This window comes from Variovorax endophyticus, from assembly GCF_025376855.1.
Taxonomy (GTDB): domain Bacteria; phylum Pseudomonadota; class Gammaproteobacteria; order Burkholderiales; family Burkholderiaceae_C; genus Variovorax.
In genome coordinates, this window is sequence record NZ_JAHUTH010000046.1 from 1 (window position 1) to 16,645 (window position 16,645).

The window sequence follows — 16,645 nt, forward strand, 5'->3', positions numbered from 1 at the left end:
CCACGTTCACGTGCGGCTTCGTGCGGGTGAATTTACCTTTTGCCATTTTTCGACTCCGAAAAAAAACGATATCAACGTACGCAGATAAGGTCGCAACGCTGCTCTTGCAACCCCTGGGAAAAACTGGTGCCCTTTGCGGGAATCGGACCCGCGACCTCTCCCTTACCAAGGGAGTGCTCTACCACTGAGCCAAAAGGGCATTTGCCATAACCTGCATCAAACTCGGCCTCTGGAGCGGGAGACGGGAATCGAACCCGCGTCATCAGCTTGGAAGGCTGGGGCTCTACCATTGAACTACTCCCGCATCGGGGGCACTTCAAGGCACCCAAAGCGCTAGATCCAATCGCTCTTAGAAACCAAATTCATCGCTGGTGGAGAGGGCTGGATTCGAACCAGCGTACTCGTTAGAGGGCAGATTTACAGTCTGCTGCCATTAACCACTCGGCCACCTCTCCGGCGAACCTCGAAATATAGCACGGTTTTGTGACTATGCAGAAACCCGAGCACCGAAAGGAGCGAAGGAAACCGTTCGAGGAATGAACTGCGGGCGATTATCCGCGAATTTTCAGACCCCCTTCTGGTGCACCTCGCGCCAGGCGCGCGCTTCGCCGAAATGTCCGCATCCGATGAACGGAACGGGCGGGCGCAAGGCCGAGAGCGGCGACGGATGATTCGACATCAGCACCTTATGGCGGCCAACGTCGATCAACGCACGCTTACTCTGCGCGTGCGAGCCCCATAGCATGAAAACAACAGGCTTCGGGCCGTCGGAGACATGGCGGATCACGGCGTCCGTCAGCACCTCCCAGCCGCGCCCCGAATGGCTGGCCGGCTGGGCCTCCTCGACCGTGAGGCAGGTGTTGAGCAGCAGCACGCCATGCGTCGCCCACTTCACCAGGCTGCCGCCCGGGTTCGGGAACGGCGGCGGCGGCGTGCCGAGGTCGCGCTGAAGCTCCTTGAAGATGTTGCGCAACGAGGGGGGCAGCGCCACGCCGGGCGCCACGGAGAAGGCCAGCCCCTCGGCCTGGCCGCGCCCGTGGTACGGGTCCTGCCCCAGGATCACGACACGCACGTCCTCGGGCGGCGTGAGCTCCAGCGCGCGCAGCGGCTGCGGCGGGAAGATCACCGTGCCCGCATCGAGACGCTCGCGCAGGAAGGCCTGCAGCTTCTGCCCCACGGCACCGCCGAAGAAACCATCGACCAGCGGCTGCCACCCCGGCGCCACCGGCCAGTCGGCGGGATCGCTGCTGACCAGCTGATCCGCGCGGCTCATGAAAACACCTCCGTGCTGCGCACTGCGGTGCGAGCTTGCTTGGGGCGGCCCGGCGCGGCGCTCATTTGAACAACGCCGCGAGGGCCTCGCCAGGCTCCTCGGCACGCATGAAGGCCTCGCCGACCAGGAAGGCATGGACGCCCGCGGCGCGCAGCGTGGCGACGTCCTCGCGCGTGGCGATGCCCGATTCGGTCACCGCGAGGCGCTCCTTCGGCAGGCCCGGCAGCAGGCCGATGGTGGCCTGGATCGAGACCTCGAAATTGCGCAGGTTGCGGTTGTTGACGCCCACCAGCGGGGTCTTGAGGCGCAGCGCGCGCTCGAGCTCGGCCGCGTCGTGCACCTCGACCAGCACAGCCATGCCCAGCCCGTGCGCGATGGCCTCGAAATCCTTCATCTGCGCGTCGTCGAGGCAGGCGGCGATCAGCAGGATCGCATCGGCGCCGATCGCGCGCGACTCGTACACCTGGTAGGCGTCGACGATGAAGTCCTTGCGCAGCACCGGCAGCTCGCACGAGGCACGCGCCTGCTTCAGATAGTCGATGCCGCCCTGGAAGAATTGCTTGTCGGTCAGCACCGAGAGGCAGGCCGCGCTGATCTTGCCGTCGCCTTCGGCATAGCTCTGCGCGATGTCGGCCGGAATGAAATCGGCGCGCAGCACGCCCTTGCTCGGGCTGGCCTTCTTGACTTCGGCGATCACGGCGGCGTGGCCGGCCGCGATCCTGGCGCGCAGCGCGCCTTCGAAATCGCGCGTCAGCACGCGGCTTTCGGCGTCGAAGCGAACCGCCTCCAGCGGGCTGCGCTGCTTCGCGGCGGCCACTTCCTGGTGCTTGACGGCGACGATCTTGTCGAGGATGTCGGACATGGCTTCTCTCTTGCTCCTGCTGGATTCCTGGCTCAGACCGAGGTGGTGACCCGCACCAGTTCGGCGAGCTTCGCCTTGGCCGCGCCCGAGGCGATGGCCTCGCGCGAACGCGTCACGCCCGCGGCCACCGAGTCGACCACGTTGGCCGCGTACAGCGCCGCGCCGGCGTTGAGCAGCACGATGTCGAGCGCCGGGCCGGCCTGATTGTCGAGCACGCCGAGCAGCATCGCCTTCGACTGCTCGGGCGTCTCCACGCGCAGCGCGCGGTTGCTCGACATCTGGAAGCCGAAGTCCTCGGGGTGCAGCTCGTACTCGCTGATCTCGCCGTTCTTGAGCTCGCCCACCATCGTGGCCGCGCCCAGCGAGATCTCGTCCATGCCGTCGCGGCCGTAGACCACCATCGCATGCTCGGTGCCCAGGCGCTGCAGCGCGCGCACCTGGATGCCCACCAGGTCGGGATGGAACACGCCCATCAGGATGTTGGGGGCGCCGGCCGGGTTGGTCAGCGGGCCCAGGATGTTGAAGATGGTCTTGATGCCGAGTTCCTTGCGCACCGGCGCCACGTTCTTCATCGCCGGATGATGGTTCGGCGCGAACATGAAGCCGATGCCCGACTGCTCGATCGAGCGCGCGATCTGCTCGGGCTTGAGGTTGATGTTCACGCCCAGCGACTCCAGCACGTCGGCGCTGCCCGATTTGCTCGACACGCTGCGCCCGCCATGCTTGCTGACCTTGGCGCCGGCCGCGGCCGCGACGAACATCGAGCAGGTCGAGATGTTGAAGGTGTGCGAACCGTCGCCGCCGGTGCCCACGATGTCGACCAGGTTCGTGCTGTCGGACACCGGCACCTTGGTCGACACCTCGCGCATCACCTGCGCGGCGGCCGTGATCTCGCCGATGGTCTCCTTCTTCACGCGCAGCCCGGTGATCAGCGCGGCCATCATCACGGGCGAGCACTCGCCGCTCATGATGAGCCGCACGATGTGCAGCATCTCGTCGTGGAAGACCTCGCGGTGCTCGATGGTGCGCTGCAGCGCTTCCTGGGGGGTGATCATGGAAAGTCTCCTCGGGATGAATCAGCGGCCGATGCGCGCCGCGGGGGCGTCGGTGAACGCGAGCTTGAGGCCGAAGCCGATGAAAAGAACGCCGGCGGCGCGGTCGAGCCAGTGCATGCCCTTCTGCACGGCACCGCGGCGCGCCATCCAGCCCGCCGCCAGCGCCCAGCCCACGTTGACGGGGATCGCGTTGAGGTTGAACAGCACGCCGAGCAGCACGAAATACAGCGCCTTGTTTTCCGCCCCGGGCGCGATGAACTGCGGCACGAAGGCCAGGAAGAACAGCGCCACCTTGGGGTTGAGCACGTTGGTCCAGAAGCCGCCGAGGAAGATCGCCTTCAGGCTGCGCGCCCCGGTGGCCGCCGCGGCCTGCGCCAGGTCGGTCGGCGGCGCGGCGCGCGACAGCAGCATGCGCACGCCCAGGTACAGCAGGTAGGCCGCGCCGATGTACTTGAGCACCGCGAAGGCCGCGGCCGAGGTCGCCATCAGCGTGCCGACGCCGATGGCCGCCGCGAAGATGTGGACGAAGCAGCCGGCGGTGATGCCGAGCCCGGCGACGATGCCGGCGCGCACGCCCGAGCGCAGCGAGTTGGTGACCACGTAGAGCACGTCGGGCCCCGGCGTCAGGTTCAGCAGCCAGCCGGCGGCGATGAAGGCCAGCAGATGGGGAAGATCGGGCATGGCGTTCTCCTCTCCTCGAACGACGGATCAGGCGGCGAAGTAGGCCCGGATCGCGGCCACCGCGCGGTCGACACCGGCGGCATCGACATCGAGGTGCGTCACGAAGCGCAGCCGGTACAGGCCCGTGGCCAGGATGCCCTGGCGCTCGAGGCTCTCGATCAGCCCCGCCGAGCGCGCCCTGGCCTCGCCCTCGAGGTCGACGAAGACGATGTTGGTGTGCGGCATCTCGAGCTTCAGCCCCTCGATGCCCGCGAGCCCCTGCGCGAGGCGCAGCGCCAGCGCATGGTCGTCGGCCAGCCGGTCGACGTGGTGCTCGAGCGCATGCGCGGCCGCGGCCGCGAGCAGCCCGGCCTGGCGCATGCCGCCGCCCGCCATCTTGCGGATGCGGTGGGCGCGTGCGATGAAGTCGCGCGAACCGACCAGCGCCGAGCCGATCGGCGCGCCCAGGCCCTTGCTGAAGCACACCGACACGCTGTCGAAGCATTGCGCGATGCGGCGCGCCTCGGCGCGCACGTCGGTGCTTCCGTTCTTCGCCGCCTGCGCGGTCGCCGCATTGAAGAGCCGCGCGCCGTCCAGGTGTCGCTGCAACCCGTGGCGCGCGGCGAGTTCGGTCGCCGCCTGCACGTAGTCGAAGGGCAGCAGCTTGCCGCCCAGCGTGTTCTCGAGCGCCAGCAGCCGGGTGCGCGCGAAGTGCGCGTCGTCGGGCTTGATCGCCGCCTCGATCTGCGCGAGCGGCAGCGTGCCGTCGGCCGCGTGGTCCAGCGGCTGCGGCTGCACGCTGCCGAACACCGCCGCGCCGCCGCCTTCCCAACGGTAGCAGTGCGCCATCTGGCCGACGATGTATTCGTCGCCACGCCCGCAGTGCGCGAGGATCGCACTGAGGTTGCTTTGCGTGCCGGTCGGCACGAACAGCGCCGCCTCGAAGCCCAGCAGCGCCGCGATCTTCTCCTGCAGCGCATTCACGCTCGGGTCGGTGCCGAAGACGTCGTCGCCCAGCGGCGCCGCCATCATGGCCTCGCGCATCGCCGGCGTGGGTTGCGTGACGGTGTCGCTGCGAAGGTCGACGATGGCGCTGCGGTCGGTCATGGCTTCAGTCCAGGAAGTTCTTGAGCATGGCGTGGCCGTGCTCGGTGAGTATCGATTCGGGGTGGAACTGCACGCCTTCGATGCGCACGTCGTGCGCGTACCCGGTGTGCCGCACGCCCATGATCTCGCCGTCGTCGGTCCAGGCCGTGACGGCCAGCGCCTCGGGGCAGCTCGCGCGCTCGATCGACAGCGAGTGGTAGCGGTTGACGACGAAGGTCTTCGGCAGCCCCGCGAACACGCCCTCCTGCGTGGTCGTGATCTCGCTGGTCTTGCCGTGCATGAGCTGCTGCGCGCGCACGATCCTGCCGCCGAAGGCCGCGCCGATGGCCTGGTGGCCGAGGCACACGCCGAGAATGGGCAGCTTGCCCGCGAAGGCCTCGATGGCCGCCACCGACACGCCCGCTTCCGCCGGCGAGCACGGCCCGGGCGACACCACCAGCCGCGTCACGCCCGAGGCGATCAGCTCGCCGATCTGCGCGACCGTGATCTCGTCGTTGCGATGCACCTGCACGTCCGCACCCAGCTCGCCGAAGTACTGGACGATGTTGTAGGTGAACGAATCGTAGTTGTCGATCATCAGCAGTTTCATGGCTTGCTCACAATCCGGTGCACGCCCTTGACGACGGGGAACACGTTGAAGTTGATCAGGAGGCCCAGCTTGAGGCCCGACAGGCGCAGCGCGGCGAGCACCTGCGCGCGATGCAGGTCGGTCAGCGCGTCGACCGCCTTGAGTTCGACGATGACCGATTGCTCGATCACGAAGCCCGCGCGATAGACCTCGCCGAGCGAACGGCCCTTGTAGCTCGCCGACAGCGTCACATCGCGCGCGAAGCCGATCTCGCGCTCGGCGAGCTCGATGGCCAGCGCCGCGGCATAGGCGCGTTCGTCGAGCCCCGTGCCGAGCACGCGCTGCACCTCGACGGCGGCGCCGATGATCTCGTGCGAGAAATCGTTCTGGATATCGGGTGCGTTGCTCATTCCAGGCCTTCCTCGACCAGTTCGGCCGCCCGCAGCAGCGCGCGCGCCTTGGCCTCGGTCTCCTTCCACTCGAGCTCGGGCACCGAATCGGCCACCACGCCGGCCGCGGCCTGCACGTGCAGCACCTGGTCCTTCACGATGCCGGTGCGGATCGCGATCGCGACGTCCATGTCGCCCGCATAGCTGATGTAGCCGCAGGCGCCGCCGTACAGGCCGCGCTTGGTGGGCTCGAGCTGGTCGATCAGCTCCATCGCATGCACCTTGGGCGCGCCGGTCAGCGTGCCGGCAGGGAAGGTGGCCTTGAGCACGTCGATGGCGGTCATGCCGTCCTTCAGCGTGCCCTCGACGTTGCTCACGATGTGCATCACGTGGCTGTAGCGCTCCACCGCGAAGGCTTCCGTCACCTTCACCGTGCCGGTCTTGGCGATGCGGCCGATGTCGTTGCGCGCGAGGTCGATCAGCATCACGTGCTCGGCGCGTTCCTTGGGATCGTTGATCAGCTCGACCTCGGCCGCCTTGTCGAGCTCGATCGAGGCACCGCGCGGGCGCGTGCCGGCCAGCGGGCGGATGGTGATCTTCTGCTCGCCCTCGCCGGTGTGCTCCTGGCGCACCAGGATCTCGGGCGAGGCGCCCACCACGTGGAAGTCGCCCAGGTGGTAGTAGTACATGTAGGGCGAGGGATTGAGCGAGCGCAGCGCGCGGTACAGCGACAGCGGCGACTCGGTGTAGCGCTTGCTGATGCGCTGGCCCACCTGCACCTGCATGAAGTCGCCGGCGGCGATCATCTCCTTGGCGCGCTCCACCGCCGCGAGGTAGTCGGCCTTGGCGAAGCTGCGCTCGGCCGGATGCGGCTGCGTGGGCTTCACGATCGGCGCGCTCACCGAGTACTTGAGCTTCTCCTTGAGCTCGCGCAGCCGGCGCTTGGCGTTGGCATAGGCCTCGGGCTGCTTGGGATCGGCATAGACGATCAGGTAGAGCTTGCCCGAGAGGTTGTCGATGACCGCCAGTTCCTCGCACTGCAGCAGCAGGATGTCGGGGCAGCCGAGCGTGTCGGGCGGGCAGCTCTGCTCGAGCTTGCGCTCGATGTGGCGCACGGTGTCGTAGCCGAAGTAGCCGGCCAGCCCGCCGCAGAAGCGCGGCAGCCCGGGCCGCAGCGCGACCTTGAAGCGCTTCTGGTACTGCGCCACGAAGTCGAGCGGATTGCCCGCGGCGGTCTCGACCACCTGGCCGTCGGTGACGACCTCGGTGACGGCCTCGGCACCGAAGCCGCTGGCGCGCAGCAGGGTGCGCGCCGGCAGGCCGATGAAGCTGTAGCGGCCGAAGCGCTCGCCGCCCACGACCGATTCGAGCAGGAAGCTGTGCTTGCCGCCGCCCTGCGAATGGGCCAGCTTGAGGTACAGGGACAGGGGGGTTTCGAGGTCGGCGAAGGCCTCGGCCATCAGCGGGATGCGGTTGTAGCCCTGGGCGCTGAGGCTCTTGAATTCGAGTTCGGTGATCACGTGTCGTTCTCCGGAAAGCCGGCCCGGCGCGCTTTCATCGGCCGGGAGCGGTCTCGTTCACAAACAGAGGGGGGTTGGTTCGGCGTCGGGGCGATCCGGAACCGCAGGCGCACGGCGTGCGCCGTGCAATCAAACAGGCAGCGTCGATGGCGTACGCCAGGGCCAGGCTCCCCGGCTGCCTTCACCTGTCTGATGGATGTGATGAACGAACATGAGGGCCGGAGTTTAGCCCACGAAAACGACAGCACGCGCAAGGCCGGGCTTCAGGGTTCCCCCGGAGCCGAAGCGATAAAACGAAAAGATACATTCGCACGACCGTTCGCAAATTCCAGAGGAGGCCGCCTTGTCCGCACGCTCGACCGCACTTCCGCTCGTGTCACGACCGCTCGCGCGCCTGTGCCTGCTGGCCGGTCTCGCCGCGGCGCTGGCCGTCGCCGCGCCGGCACGCGCCGCCCCGGTCGATGTCGCGGGCGTCAAGCTCGAGGACAACCTCGAGCTGCGCGGCACGCCGCTGCAGCTCAATGGCGCCGGCGTGCGCTACAAGGCCATCCTCAAGGTCTACACGGCCGGCCTCTACATGGGCCGCAAGGCCTCGACCCCCGAGGAAGCGCTGGCCGTGCCCGGCCCGAAGCGCGTGGCGATCACCATGCTGCGCGACATCGACGCCAACGAACTCGGCAAGCTCTTCATCAAGGGCGTGGAGGACAACTCGCCCAAGAGCGAGATGGGCCAATTGATCCCAGGCCTCTTGCGCATGGGCCAGATGTTCGCCGACCAGAAGCAGCTCAAGGCCGGCGACACCTTCACCATCGACTGGCTGCCCGGCACCGGCACGCTGATCACGGTGCGCGGCGTGCCGCAGCCCGATCCCGTGAAGGAGCCCGCCTTCTTCAACGCGCTGCTGCGCATCTGGCTCGGCCCGAGCCCGGCCGACTGGAAGCTCAAGGACGCGCTGCTCGGCAAGCCGTCCTGAGCTGCGGCCGAAGCTTCAGCGGCGCGGCGCCGCCAGTTCGGCCAGCGAATCGACGAAGCCGTCGGCATCGACCGCGCGCACCGGCTCGCCGTGGTTGTAGCCGTAGGTGACCAGCAGCACCGGGCAGCCGGCCGCGCGCGCGGCACGCGCGTCGTTGCTCGAGTCGCCGATCATCAGCGTGCGCGCGGGCTGCGTGCCCAGGGCCTCGCAGGTCTTCAACAGCGGCAGCGGATCAGGCTTCTTGCGCTCGAAGGCATCGCCGCCGAACACGCGCTCGAAGAAGCCGTCGAGCCCCTTCTGGGCCAGCAGCGGCTTCGCGAAGGCCGTCGGCTTGTTCGTGAGGCAGGCCAGCTTCAGCCCCCGGTCGCGCAGCGCCCGCAGCCCCTCGACCACGCCCGGATACACCGCCGCATGCTGGCCGTTGATCGCGAGGTAGTGGTGCTGGTAGCGCTCCCAGCCGCGCTCGAACTGCGCCTGCGCGCGTACCAGGGCGGCGGGTGCGTCGGCACCGTCCGCCGCGGCCACGTACTGCAGCGCCGACAGGATCAGGTGCTCCGAACCCTTGCCGATCATCAGCTCGATGCGCTCGCGCGGCAGCGTGGCGAGGCCGAGGTCCTCGAGCATGCGGTTCAGGGCCACGGCGAAATCGCCGAGCGTGTCGATGGTGGTGCCGTCGAGGTCGACGATGGCGGCGTCGAAGCGGGTGGAGTCGAAATCGATGGAGTTCAAGGAAGAGGGGCTCATGGCGTTGCGAAGACTGCCCGCGACTTTACAGAGCCCCGCTGGCGGATGACGTGGCTCACCACGCCATCGCCGCGCCGCCGCCTTCGCGCAGCGCGGCCGCATGGGCCAGGTTGGCTGCCACCATGTCCTCCATCGCGATGCCCATGGCCTTGTAGACCGTGATCTCGCGCGCATCGCGCCGCCCCGGCGAAGTGCCGAGCACGACCTCGCCGAGCGTGGTCGCGCGCCGGCGGTCGCAGCCCGCGAGCTCGGCGCAACCCACGGGCACCGGCTCGAAGGCATCGAGCGTCTCCACGAACAGGCGCGCCTCGCGCGCGAGCGCCACCGGCAGTTCGCCCGCCGGCGGGTGGTAGCCGACCGAGGACACGTGGACCCCGGGCTTGAGCCACTCGGGCCGGATCACGGGCTGGGCGCTGTGGCTCGCGAGGCAGACGATGTCCGAGTCGCGCACGGCCGCCTCGATGTCCTCGCCGGCCCGCGCGAGCGGATGCCGCGCCGCGAGCCGCCGCGCCTCCTCGGGATGCAGCGCGCAGACATGGATGCGCTCGAGGTCGCGCACCAGCGGCAGCAGCCGCAGGTGCTCGCGCGCCTGCACGCCCGCGCCCACGATGGTCGCGACGCGCGCGTCCGGGCGCGCCAAGAGCCGCGCCGACAGCACCGCCGAAGCGGCCGTGCGGATGCCGGTGATGAAGGTGCCGTCCATCACGCACGAGGCCATGCCCGTCTCGGGCTCGAACAGCAGGATCATCGCGAGGTGGTTCGGCAGCCCGAGCGCGAGGTTGCCGTCGAATACGTTGACCACCTTGATCGCCATCTGCATGCCCGGGCGCCATGCCGGCATCGCGAGCGAGAAACCCCGGCCCGGCACCGTGAGCTCGGGCCGCGCCGGCGACTGCACCTCGCCGCGCGCGAGCGCGCCAAAGCCGTCCTCCAGGCCGTCGAGCAGTGCGCGCGGATCGAGCAGGCGCGCCACCTCGGCTTCGCTCAGCGTCATGACGCGGCGCGGTCCCTTCGCGATCTCGAACGCCGCAGGCTGGTTGCTCATGTGAATCTCCTTCATTGATGTGAAGATGAATTCTGCGAAGCCGCCTTGTTTCGTTCAATTGATTCGTTCTGCGTTGACGTGAAGCAAACTCACTTCTAGGATCGCCCGCATGCCGCTGCCCCTGTTCCTGCTCACGAAGCTGCGCGCCTTCGAGTCGGTGGCTCGCCACGGCAGTTTCAAGCGCGCGGCCGAGGAGCTGCACGTCACGCAGTCGGCCCTGAGCCACCACGTGCGCCACCTCGAGACCGAGCTCGGCATGCCGCTGGTGCTGCGCTCGCACCGCCGCATCGAACTCACGGCCGAAGGACGGCAGCTCTGCGCCGATTGCGCCCAGGGCTTCCAGGGCCTCGAGGCCGCGATCGACCGGCTGCGCCGCGCCGCGCGGCCCGACACGCTGACCTTGAGCGTCGCCCCGTACTTCTCGGCGCGCTGGCTCACGCCGCGCCTGGGGCGGCTCTGGGCGCGGCATCCACGGCTGCACCTGCAGTTGCACCATGCCTACCAGCCCGCAGATTTCCTGCGCGATCCGGTCGATGCCGGCATCGGCTGGGGCGACGGGCGCTGGCCCGGCGTCGAGGCCCGGCTGGTCGTGCCGGGCACGCTCGCGCCCGTGTGCAGCCCTGCCCTCCTGGCCACGCTGCCGCGCAAGCCCAGGCCGCGCGACCTGCGCGGCCGCCGCCTGTTCCACGAGTTCGATGCCGCGCACTGGAGCGCCTGGTTCGCAACGGCGGGAGTGGAGGCTGGCCCGCTCGACACCACCCGCATCGACGACTCCCACGCGCTGCGCCGCACCGCGCTCGACGGCCATGGCTTCGCGCTGTTCTTCACGGCCCTGGTGCGCGAGGACCTCGATGCCGGACTGCTGGTGGCGCCGTTCGCGCACACCGTCGATCCGGGGAGCGCCTACTACCTCGTGCGTCCCGCGGACCGCGCGCCGAGCGCGGCGCTGCAGTCGTTCACGCAGTGGCTCATGGACGAAGTGACCAGCGCGCCCTTCGCCTGAGCGCGGCGTGCCGCGCTCAGCGCCCGGTCCAGACCGGCCTGCGCTTCTCGTTGAACGAGGCCAGCCCTTCTTTCGCATCCTGCGTGCCCGCGAGCAGCGCGATCTGCCCCTCGGTGAAGGCGATGCCTTCGTCGAAGGACATGGCCTCGAGCGCGCGCATCGCGTACTTGCCGCGGCGGATCGCGGTCGGCGACTTGTCGGTCAGGCGCTCGAGCAGCCATTGCGTCTTCGCATCGAGTGCGTCGGCCGGCACCACGTGGTTCAGCAGACCGGCATCCTTCGCCTCGGCCGCGCCGAAGGGCTCGCCGCTCAGGCACCACTCGCGCAGGGTGCGGCGCGGCACGATGCGCTGCAGCAGGCTCAGCACCTGCATCGGGAACAGGCCGATCTTCACTTCGGGCAGGCCGAACTGCACCGTGTCCGCGGCCACCGCGAGGTCGGTCATGCACAGGAGGCCGATGCCGCCGGCCATGCAGGTGCCGTTGATGCGCGCGATGCTCGGCAGGGTGCCGGCCTGCGTCTCGCGCAGCAGGTCGGCGTAGTCCAGCGTGGGCTGCGCGAGGTCGAACGCGAAACCCGCGCCGGGCTGCAGGTCGCCGCCGGCGCAGAAGGCCTTCTCGCCCGCGCCGGTCAGCACGATGGCGCGCACCTCGGGATCGGCATGCGCGAGGCGCCAGCCTTCGCGCAGGCCGGCCACTACCTCGGCGTTGAGCGCATTGCGCTTGTCGGGACGGTTGATGGTGATCCAGAAGGCGCGGTCGCGCTTCTCGTGCAATACGGCGGCGGTGCTCATGGCGCGACTCCTTCGGCAACGGGGGCATCGAGCTCGATCTCGGCCACGACACGGCGTGCCTCGACCTGGTCGCCGATGCGCACATGCAGCGCGGCCAGCCGGCCGCTCACCGGCGCGGCATGCACGTGCTCCATCTTCATCGCCTCGAGCGTGAGCAGCGGCTGCCCCGCGCGCACGACCTGGCCGGGCTCGGCCAGCACCGCGACCACGCGGCCGTTCATCGAGGCGCGCAGCTTGCCGTCGCCGCCGCCCGCGCCGCCCTGGCGCGCGGAGGCCGCGCGCGTGGTGTCCTCGATGCGCAGCGCGCGGTCGCGGTACTGCAGCCACAGCAGCGTACCGTCGCGCCAGTACGCGGCGCTCTCGTGCACGCCATCGCAGGCGAAGCGCACGCCGTCGTCGCCGTGCTCGATCAGTTCGATCGCAAAGGCCTGCGCATCGAGCGTGACCTGGAACTGGCGCGACCCGGTAAGCACCACGCTCGCATGCCGCGTCTGCCCCGCGAGCTCGAAGCGCAGCGAGATCGGCAGCTTGTGCGGCAGTCGCCGCGCCTGCGTGTCGTCGGCGCGTTCGTAGAGCAGCACCGCCGCGAGCGCCGCCGCGCGTGCGGCCGCGGCCTCGTCGGCCTGCAGCAGCGCCGCCTGGTGCTCGCCGATGAAGGCCGTGGTGGCACCGCCCGCCGCGAACACCGGATGCACGAGGCAGGCGCGCAGGAAGGCCTGGTTGGTCGTCACGCCCAGCGCCACCGCATCCTCGAGCCCCGTGGCCAGCTTGCGCCGCGCCTCCTCGCGCGTGCGGCCATGGGCCACGAGCTTGGCGATCATCGAGTCGTAATACGGCGGCACCTCGGCGCCCGAATACAGCGCATGCTCGGCGCGCAGTCGCGGCGGCATCCGCCACAGCGCGAGCGTGCCGCTCTGCGGCACGAAGCCCTGCGCCGCATCTTCCGCGCACAGCCGCACCTCGATCGCATGGCCCTCGAAGCGCACGTCCTGCTGCGCGAGAGGCAGCGGCTCGCCCGCGGCCACGCGCAGCTGCAGTTCCACCAGGTCGAGGCCGGTCACGGCCTCGGTCACGGGATGCTCGACCTGCAGCCGCGTGTTCATCTCCATGAAGTAGAAGTTGCCGCCGCCGTCGAGCAGGAACTCGAGCGTGCCCGCGCCCTCGTAGCGGATCGCCTTCACGGCCGCCACCGCGGCCGCGCCCATGCGCTCGCGCAGCGCGGCGTCCACCGCCGGCGAAGGCGCCTCCTCGATCAGCTTCTGGTGCCGCCGCTGCACCGAGCAGTCGCGCTCGCCCAGGTGGATCGCATGGCCGTGGCGGTCGGCGAAGACCTGGATCTCGATGTGCCGCGGCTGCGCGATCGCGCGCTCGAGGATCACCTCGGGATCGCCGAAGGCGCTCTGCGCCTCCGAACGCGCGCTGCGCAGCAGGGGTGCGAACTCCTCGGCCGACGGCACCAGCCGCATGCCGCGCCCGCCGCCGCCGGCCGTGGCCTTGATCATCACCGGGAAGCCGATGCGCGCGGCTTCCCGCGCGAGCCGCTCCTCGCCTTGATCCTCGCCCTGGTAGCCCGGAATGCAGGGCACGCCCGCGGCCTGCATCAGCGCCTTGGCGCCGGCCTTGTGGCCCATGGCCTCGATGGCTTCGGCCGAGGGGCCGATGAAGACCAGCCCGGCCTCCTCGCAGGCGCGCGCGAAGGCGGCGTTCTCGGCCAGGAAGCCATAGCCCGGGTGCACCGCGTCGGCGCCGGTGCGGCGCGCGGCCTCGACGATGGCCTCGATGCGCAGGTAGGACTGCGCGGGCAGCGCCTCGCCGATGCACACGGCCTGGTCGGCCTCGCGCACATGGCGCGCGCCGGCATCGGCGCTCGAATACACCGCCACCGTGCGGTAGCCGAGGGCGCGCGCGCTGCGCATCACGCGCAGCGCGATCTCGCCGCGGTTGGCGATCAGGATCTTGTGGAAGGTCATGGACTGCGTCCCCTCGCTCATGGCCGCGCCACCGAGAACTGCATCGGCTGCGGCTCGCGCAGCTCGGCCTCGCGGCACACGGCCAGCAGCTTCGCGAGCACGGCGCGCGTGTCGCGCGGATCGATCACGCCGTCGTCGAGCACGTGCGCGCTGGTGGTGAACACGCTCATCTGGCTGTCGAAGCGCTCGACGATGCGGCGCTCCATCTCGGCAAGCTTCGCGCGGTCGATCTCGCCGCCCTTGCGCCGCATCGCGGCCTCGGTCACGTTGACCATGGTCTGCGCCGCCTGCTCGCCGCCCATCACCGCGGTGCGCGCGTTGGGCCACGAGAAGCAGAAGCGCGGATGGAAGCCGCGCCCGCACATGCCGTAGTTGCCGGCGCCGAACGATGCGCCGCAGTAAATCGTGATCTGCGGCACGGTCGCGTTGGTCACGGCCTGGATCATCTTCGAGCCGTGCTTGATCATCCCGCCCTCCTCGTGCGCGCGCCCGACCATGAAGCCGGTGGTGTTCTGCAGGTAGAGGATCGGCGTGCGCGACTGGCAGCAGGCCTGGATGAAGTGCGCGGCCTTGGTGGCGCCCGCGTTGTCGATCGGGCCGTTGTTGGTGACCACGCCCACGGGCAGCCCTTCGATCTTGAAGTGGCCGACCACGGTGGCGCTGCCGTAGCCGGCGCCGAACTCGAGGAACTCGGAGTCGTCGGCGATGCGCGCGATCACCTGCTTCATGTCGACCGGTCGCTTGAGGTCGGCCGGCATGATGCCCAGCAGCTCCTCGGCATCGAAGCGCGGTGGCTTGAAGCGCCGCGGCGGCGGCGCCGGCAGCTCGCGGTTCCAGTCGATGTGGGCGAGGATCTCGCGCGCGATGCGGATCGCGTCGCGGTCGTCCTCGGCCAGGTAGTCGCCGAGCCCCGACACCGAGCTGTGCATCAGCGCGCCGCCCAGTTCCTCCTCGGTCGCGATCTCGCCCGTGGCGGCCTTCAGCAGCGGCGGCCCCGCGAGGAAGGCGCGCGAGCGGTCGCGCACCATCACGATGTAGTCCGACAGGCCGGTCTGGTAGGCGCCGCCCGCGGTCGAGGAGCCGTGCGTGACCGTCAGCACCGGCAGGCCGGCGGCCGACAGCCGCGCGAGGTTGCGGAACAGGCTGCCGCCGGTCACGAATTCCTCGACCTTGTAGGTCATGAGGTTGGCGCCCGCGCTCTCGACCAGCTGCACGTAGGGCAGCCGGTTCTCGAGCGCGAGCTCCTGGATGCGCAACTGCTTCGGAATGCCCATGGGCTGCAGCGCGCCGGCGTCGATGCCCGAGTCGGAGGCATTGACCATCACGCGCAGGCCCGAGACCTGGCCGATGCCCGCGATCACGCCGCCGCCGGGCACGCTCTTGTCGAGGTCGGGGTTGTCCAGGCCCAGCCCGGCGAGCGAGCAGAGCTCGAGGAAGGGCGTGCCGGGGTCGAGCAGCAGCGACAGCCGCTCGCGCGGCAGCAACTGGCCGCGCTTCTCGAAGCGTTCGCGCGAGCGCTCCGAGGTGGCGGCGGCGCGCTGCTCGCAGCCGCGTACGCGCTCGAGCAGCGCGAGCATGTGGGCGCGATTGGCCTGGAAGGCTTCGCCGTAGGGGGAGAGGGTCGATTCGATGGTGGCCATGGTCTGCGGAAGAGTCCATGGCAGCTTAGGCAGCGCCCCCCGGGGCGTCTTGTGCCCAGTGGCTGGGGATCAGCGCACGCCGAACAGCCCGGCCGCGTTGTCCCAGGCCACGCGCTGCGCCACCGCGGGCGGCAGCTCGCCGAGCCAGCCGCGGTAGCCGCGCATCAGCTCGTCGTAGGCGCTCCAGCGCTGGTTGACCCAGGTGTCGGAGCCGATCAGGAAGCGGTCGGGAAAGGCCAGGATCAGCTCGCGCCACGGCGCGCACAGCGTGCCGCCCTCGCAGACCAGGCCCGGGCGGTACGACAGCTCGCCCATCAGCTTCGGATAGCGCTCGAGCATCTGGCGCACGCGCGCCACCGGCGTGCCGCCGATGCCGGTGTGGGCCCAGATCAGCCGCGTGTCGCGGCCCTGGCTCGGCGTGTTGGCCATCAGCAGGTCGACCGCCTCGTCGTCCACGTGCGCGAGCACCGCGAGCTGCCTGCGCTCGGCCAGCGCCATCAGCTTCTTCGCGACCGGGCCGTTGGCATTGGCGCTCTCGTAGAGATGGAACTCGCCGATGCCGCGGTAGGGCCCGCTCGCGGTGCCGCGCTCGAGTTCGGCCAGCACCATCTCGTGGATGCTCTCGTCGCGGAACCAGTTGCTGTAGTCGGCGCGGTTGCGGTACAGCCGCACGAAGGGCACCACGGTGACGCCGGCCTCGCGGGTCTCGCGCAGCGCCGCGAGCGTGCGCGTGCCGTCGTTGGGCCGCGAGTTGCCGACGATGGCACGCACGCCGTTGCGCTGCATGCGCGCGAGCGCCTCGGCCGGCGGGAACGGGCCGCTGCTGCCGTTCCAGGCCTCTTCGTTGTAGTGCAGGTGGGTGTCGAACAGTGGGCCGGTGTAGTCGGCGGCCTGGGCCGCGAATGCGAAGCCGGCGGCGACAGCGACCAGCGCGGCGCGCGTCCAGCGTCGATGAAGGGAATCGGTGGTCCGGGTCATGCGGGCTCCTCGCGGCGGATGCGGTCGGCACGGTGGGCGGCGGAAGAATACCCGCCGCCACGCCG

Annotated in this window: 16 protein-coding genes and 3 tRNA genes; 2 read left to right on the forward strand and 17 right to left on the reverse strand. The window is 69.8% G+C overall.

Annotated features, from left to right (window positions below; all coding sequences use genetic code 11):
• Positions 1-124: 124 nt before the first annotated feature.
• The 11 genes from KV106_RS37250 to trpE form a co-directional block, all read right to left on the reverse strand.
• Positions 125-199: transfer RNA gene (locus tag KV106_RS37250), tRNA-Thr, on the reverse strand.
• Between the two features lie 31 nt (positions 200-230).
• A tRNA-Gly gene (locus KV106_RS37255) sits at positions 231-304 on the reverse strand.
• 65 nt (positions 305-369) lie between these two features.
• Positions 370-455: transfer RNA gene (locus tag KV106_RS37260), tRNA-Tyr, on the reverse strand.
• 110 nt (positions 456-565) lie between these two features.
• Positions 566-1,273 (reverse strand): uracil-DNA glycosylase, encoded by a 708-nt coding sequence (locus KV106_RS37265; RefSeq protein WP_261217015.1) that lies wholly within the window; start codon positions 1,271-1,273, stop codon positions 566-568.
• A 61-nt stretch (positions 1,274-1,334) separates the two neighbouring features.
• Positions 1,335-2,135: an indole-3-glycerol phosphate synthase TrpC gene (gene trpC, locus KV106_RS37270; protein WP_261217016.1), complete on the reverse strand. Its 801-nt coding sequence runs from the start codon at positions 2,133-2,135 to the stop codon at positions 1,335-1,337.
• A gap of 32 nt (positions 2,136-2,167) precedes the next feature.
• Positions 2,168-3,190: an anthranilate phosphoribosyltransferase gene (trpD, locus tag KV106_RS37275; RefSeq protein WP_261217018.1), complete on the reverse strand. Its 1,023-nt coding sequence runs from the start codon at positions 3,188-3,190 to the stop codon at positions 2,168-2,170.
• A gap of 21 nt (positions 3,191-3,211) precedes the next feature.
• Positions 3,212-3,871: a LysE family translocator gene (locus KV106_RS37280; protein ID WP_261217020.1), complete on the reverse strand. Its 660-nt coding sequence runs from the start codon at positions 3,869-3,871 to the stop codon at positions 3,212-3,214.
• A 27-nt stretch (positions 3,872-3,898) separates the two neighbouring features.
• Positions 3,899-4,957, reverse strand: coding sequence for a low-specificity L-threonine aldolase (gene ltaE / locus KV106_RS37285; protein ID WP_261217023.1), 1,059 nt, complete (start codon positions 4,955-4,957; stop codon positions 3,899-3,901).
• Positions 4,958-4,961: 4 nt separating this feature from the next.
• Complete coding sequence (locus KV106_RS37290; RefSeq protein ID WP_057597579.1) at positions 4,962-5,546, reverse strand: anthranilate synthase component II; 585 nt, start codon at positions 5,544-5,546, stop codon at positions 4,962-4,964.
• Positions 5,543-5,935, reverse strand: coding sequence for a GxxExxY protein (locus KV106_RS37295; RefSeq protein ID WP_261217025.1), 393 nt, complete (start codon positions 5,933-5,935; stop codon positions 5,543-5,545). The genes KV106_RS37290 and KV106_RS37295 overlap by 4 nt, the downstream gene beginning before the upstream one ends.
• Positions 5,932-7,434: an anthranilate synthase component I gene (trpE, locus tag KV106_RS37300; RefSeq protein ID WP_057597578.1), complete on the reverse strand. Its 1,503-nt coding sequence runs from the start codon at positions 7,432-7,434 to the stop codon at positions 5,932-5,934. Before trpE ends, KV106_RS37295 begins: the two co-directional genes overlap by 4 nt.
• 373 nt (positions 7,435-7,807) lie before the next feature.
• On the opposite strand from trpE, the gene KV106_RS37305 reads away from it, so the two are divergent.
• Positions 7,808-8,407 (forward strand): chalcone isomerase family protein, encoded by a 600-nt coding sequence (locus KV106_RS37305; RefSeq protein WP_261217035.1) that lies wholly within the window; start codon positions 7,808-7,810, stop codon positions 8,405-8,407.
• A 15-nt stretch (positions 8,408-8,422) separates the two neighbouring features.
• Here the strand turns inward: KV106_RS37305 and gph are convergent, their stop codons facing one another.
• Together gph and KV106_RS37315 are read right to left on the reverse strand one after the other, a co-directional pair.
• On the reverse strand, positions 8,423-9,151 hold the full coding sequence (gph, locus tag KV106_RS37310) for a phosphoglycolate phosphatase (protein WP_261217037.1): 729 nt from the start codon (positions 9,149-9,151) through the stop codon (positions 8,423-8,425).
• A 55-nt stretch (positions 9,152-9,206) separates the two neighbouring features.
• Positions 9,207-10,196, reverse strand: coding sequence for an ornithine cyclodeaminase family protein (locus KV106_RS37315; RefSeq protein ID WP_261217046.1), 990 nt, complete (start codon positions 10,194-10,196; stop codon positions 9,207-9,209).
• Between the two features lie 109 nt (positions 10,197-10,305).
• Between KV106_RS37315 and KV106_RS37320 the strand changes: the two genes are divergently transcribed.
• Positions 10,306-11,199 (forward strand): LysR substrate-binding domain-containing protein, encoded by an 894-nt coding sequence (locus KV106_RS37320; RefSeq protein ID WP_261217053.1) that lies wholly within the window; start codon positions 10,306-10,308, stop codon positions 11,197-11,199.
• 16 nt (positions 11,200-11,215) lie between these two features.
• On the opposite strand, the gene KV106_RS37325 is transcribed toward KV106_RS37320, so the two are convergent.
• The 4 genes from KV106_RS37325 to KV106_RS37340 all read right to left on the reverse strand — a co-directional run bounded on the left by KV106_RS37325 (position 11,216) and on the right by KV106_RS37340 (position 16,580).
• On the reverse strand, positions 11,216-11,992 hold the full coding sequence (locus KV106_RS37325) for an enoyl-CoA hydratase/isomerase family protein (RefSeq protein ID WP_261217059.1): 777 nt from the start codon (positions 11,990-11,992) through the stop codon (positions 11,216-11,218).
• A complete protein-coding gene (locus KV106_RS37330) occupies positions 11,989-13,962 on the reverse strand; it encodes an acetyl/propionyl/methylcrotonyl-CoA carboxylase subunit alpha (protein ID WP_314733668.1) in 1,974 nt (657 codons plus the stop codon). The genes KV106_RS37325 and KV106_RS37330 overlap by 4 nt, the downstream gene beginning before the upstream one ends.
• Positions 13,963-13,979: 17 nt before the next feature.
• Positions 13,980-15,602, reverse strand: coding sequence for an acyl-CoA carboxylase subunit beta (locus KV106_RS37335; RefSeq protein WP_261217063.1), 1,623 nt, complete (start codon positions 15,600-15,602; stop codon positions 13,980-13,982).
• Between the two features lie 69 nt (positions 15,603-15,671).
• Positions 15,672-16,580 (reverse strand): amidohydrolase family protein, encoded by a 909-nt coding sequence (locus KV106_RS37340; RefSeq protein WP_261217065.1) that lies wholly within the window; start codon positions 16,578-16,580, stop codon positions 15,672-15,674.
• Between the last annotated feature and the right edge of the window lie 65 nt (positions 16,581-16,645).

Bases quoted from the DNA above. Each gene is read 5' to 3' on its own strand.
- KV106_RS37265 (WP_261217015.1), bottom strand. From the start codon at position 1,273: ATGAGCCGCGCGGATCAGCTGGTCAGCAGCGATCCCGCCGACTGGCCG.
- trpC (WP_261217016.1), bottom strand. From the start codon at position 2,135: ATGTCCGACATCCTCGACAAGATCGTCGCCGTCAAGCACCAGGAAGTG.
- trpD (WP_261217018.1), bottom strand. From the start codon at position 3,190: ATGATCACCCCCCAGGAAGCGCTGCAGCGCACCATCGAGCACCGCGAG.
- KV106_RS37280 (WP_261217020.1), bottom strand. From the start codon at position 3,871: ATGCCCGATCTTCCCCATCTGCTGGCCTTCATCGCCGCCGGCTGGCTG.
- ltaE (WP_261217023.1), bottom strand. From the start codon at position 4,957: ATGACCGACCGCAGCGCCATCGTCGACCTTCGCAGCGACACCGTCACG.
- KV106_RS37290 (WP_057597579.1), bottom strand. From the start codon at position 5,546: ATGAAACTGCTGATGATCGACAACTACGATTCGTTCACCTACAACATC.
- KV106_RS37295 (WP_261217025.1), bottom strand. From the start codon at position 5,935: ATGAGCAACGCACCCGATATCCAGAACGATTTCTCGCACGAGATCATC.
- gph (WP_261217037.1), bottom strand. From the start codon at position 9,151: ATGAGCCCCTCTTCCTTGAACTCCATCGATTTCGACTCCACCCGCTTC.
- KV106_RS37315 (WP_261217046.1), bottom strand. From the start codon at position 10,196: ATGAGCAACCAGCCTGCGGCGTTCGAGATCGCGAAGGGACCGCGCCGC.
- KV106_RS37320 (WP_261217053.1), top strand. From the start codon at position 10,306: ATGCCGCTGCCCCTGTTCCTGCTCACGAAGCTGCGCGCCTTCGAGTCG.
- KV106_RS37325 (WP_261217059.1), bottom strand. From the start codon at position 11,992: ATGAGCACCGCCGCCGTATTGCACGAGAAGCGCGACCGCGCCTTCTGG.
- KV106_RS37330 (WP_314733668.1), bottom strand. From the start codon at position 13,962: ATGACCTTCCACAAGATCCTGATCGCCAACCGCGGCGAGATCGCGCTG.
- KV106_RS37335 (WP_261217063.1), bottom strand. From the start codon at position 15,602: ATGGCCACCATCGAATCGACCCTCTCCCCCTACGGCGAAGCCTTCCAG.
- KV106_RS37340 (WP_261217065.1), bottom strand. From the start codon at position 16,580: ATGACCCGGACCACCGATTCCCTTCATCGACGCTGGACGCGCGCCGCG.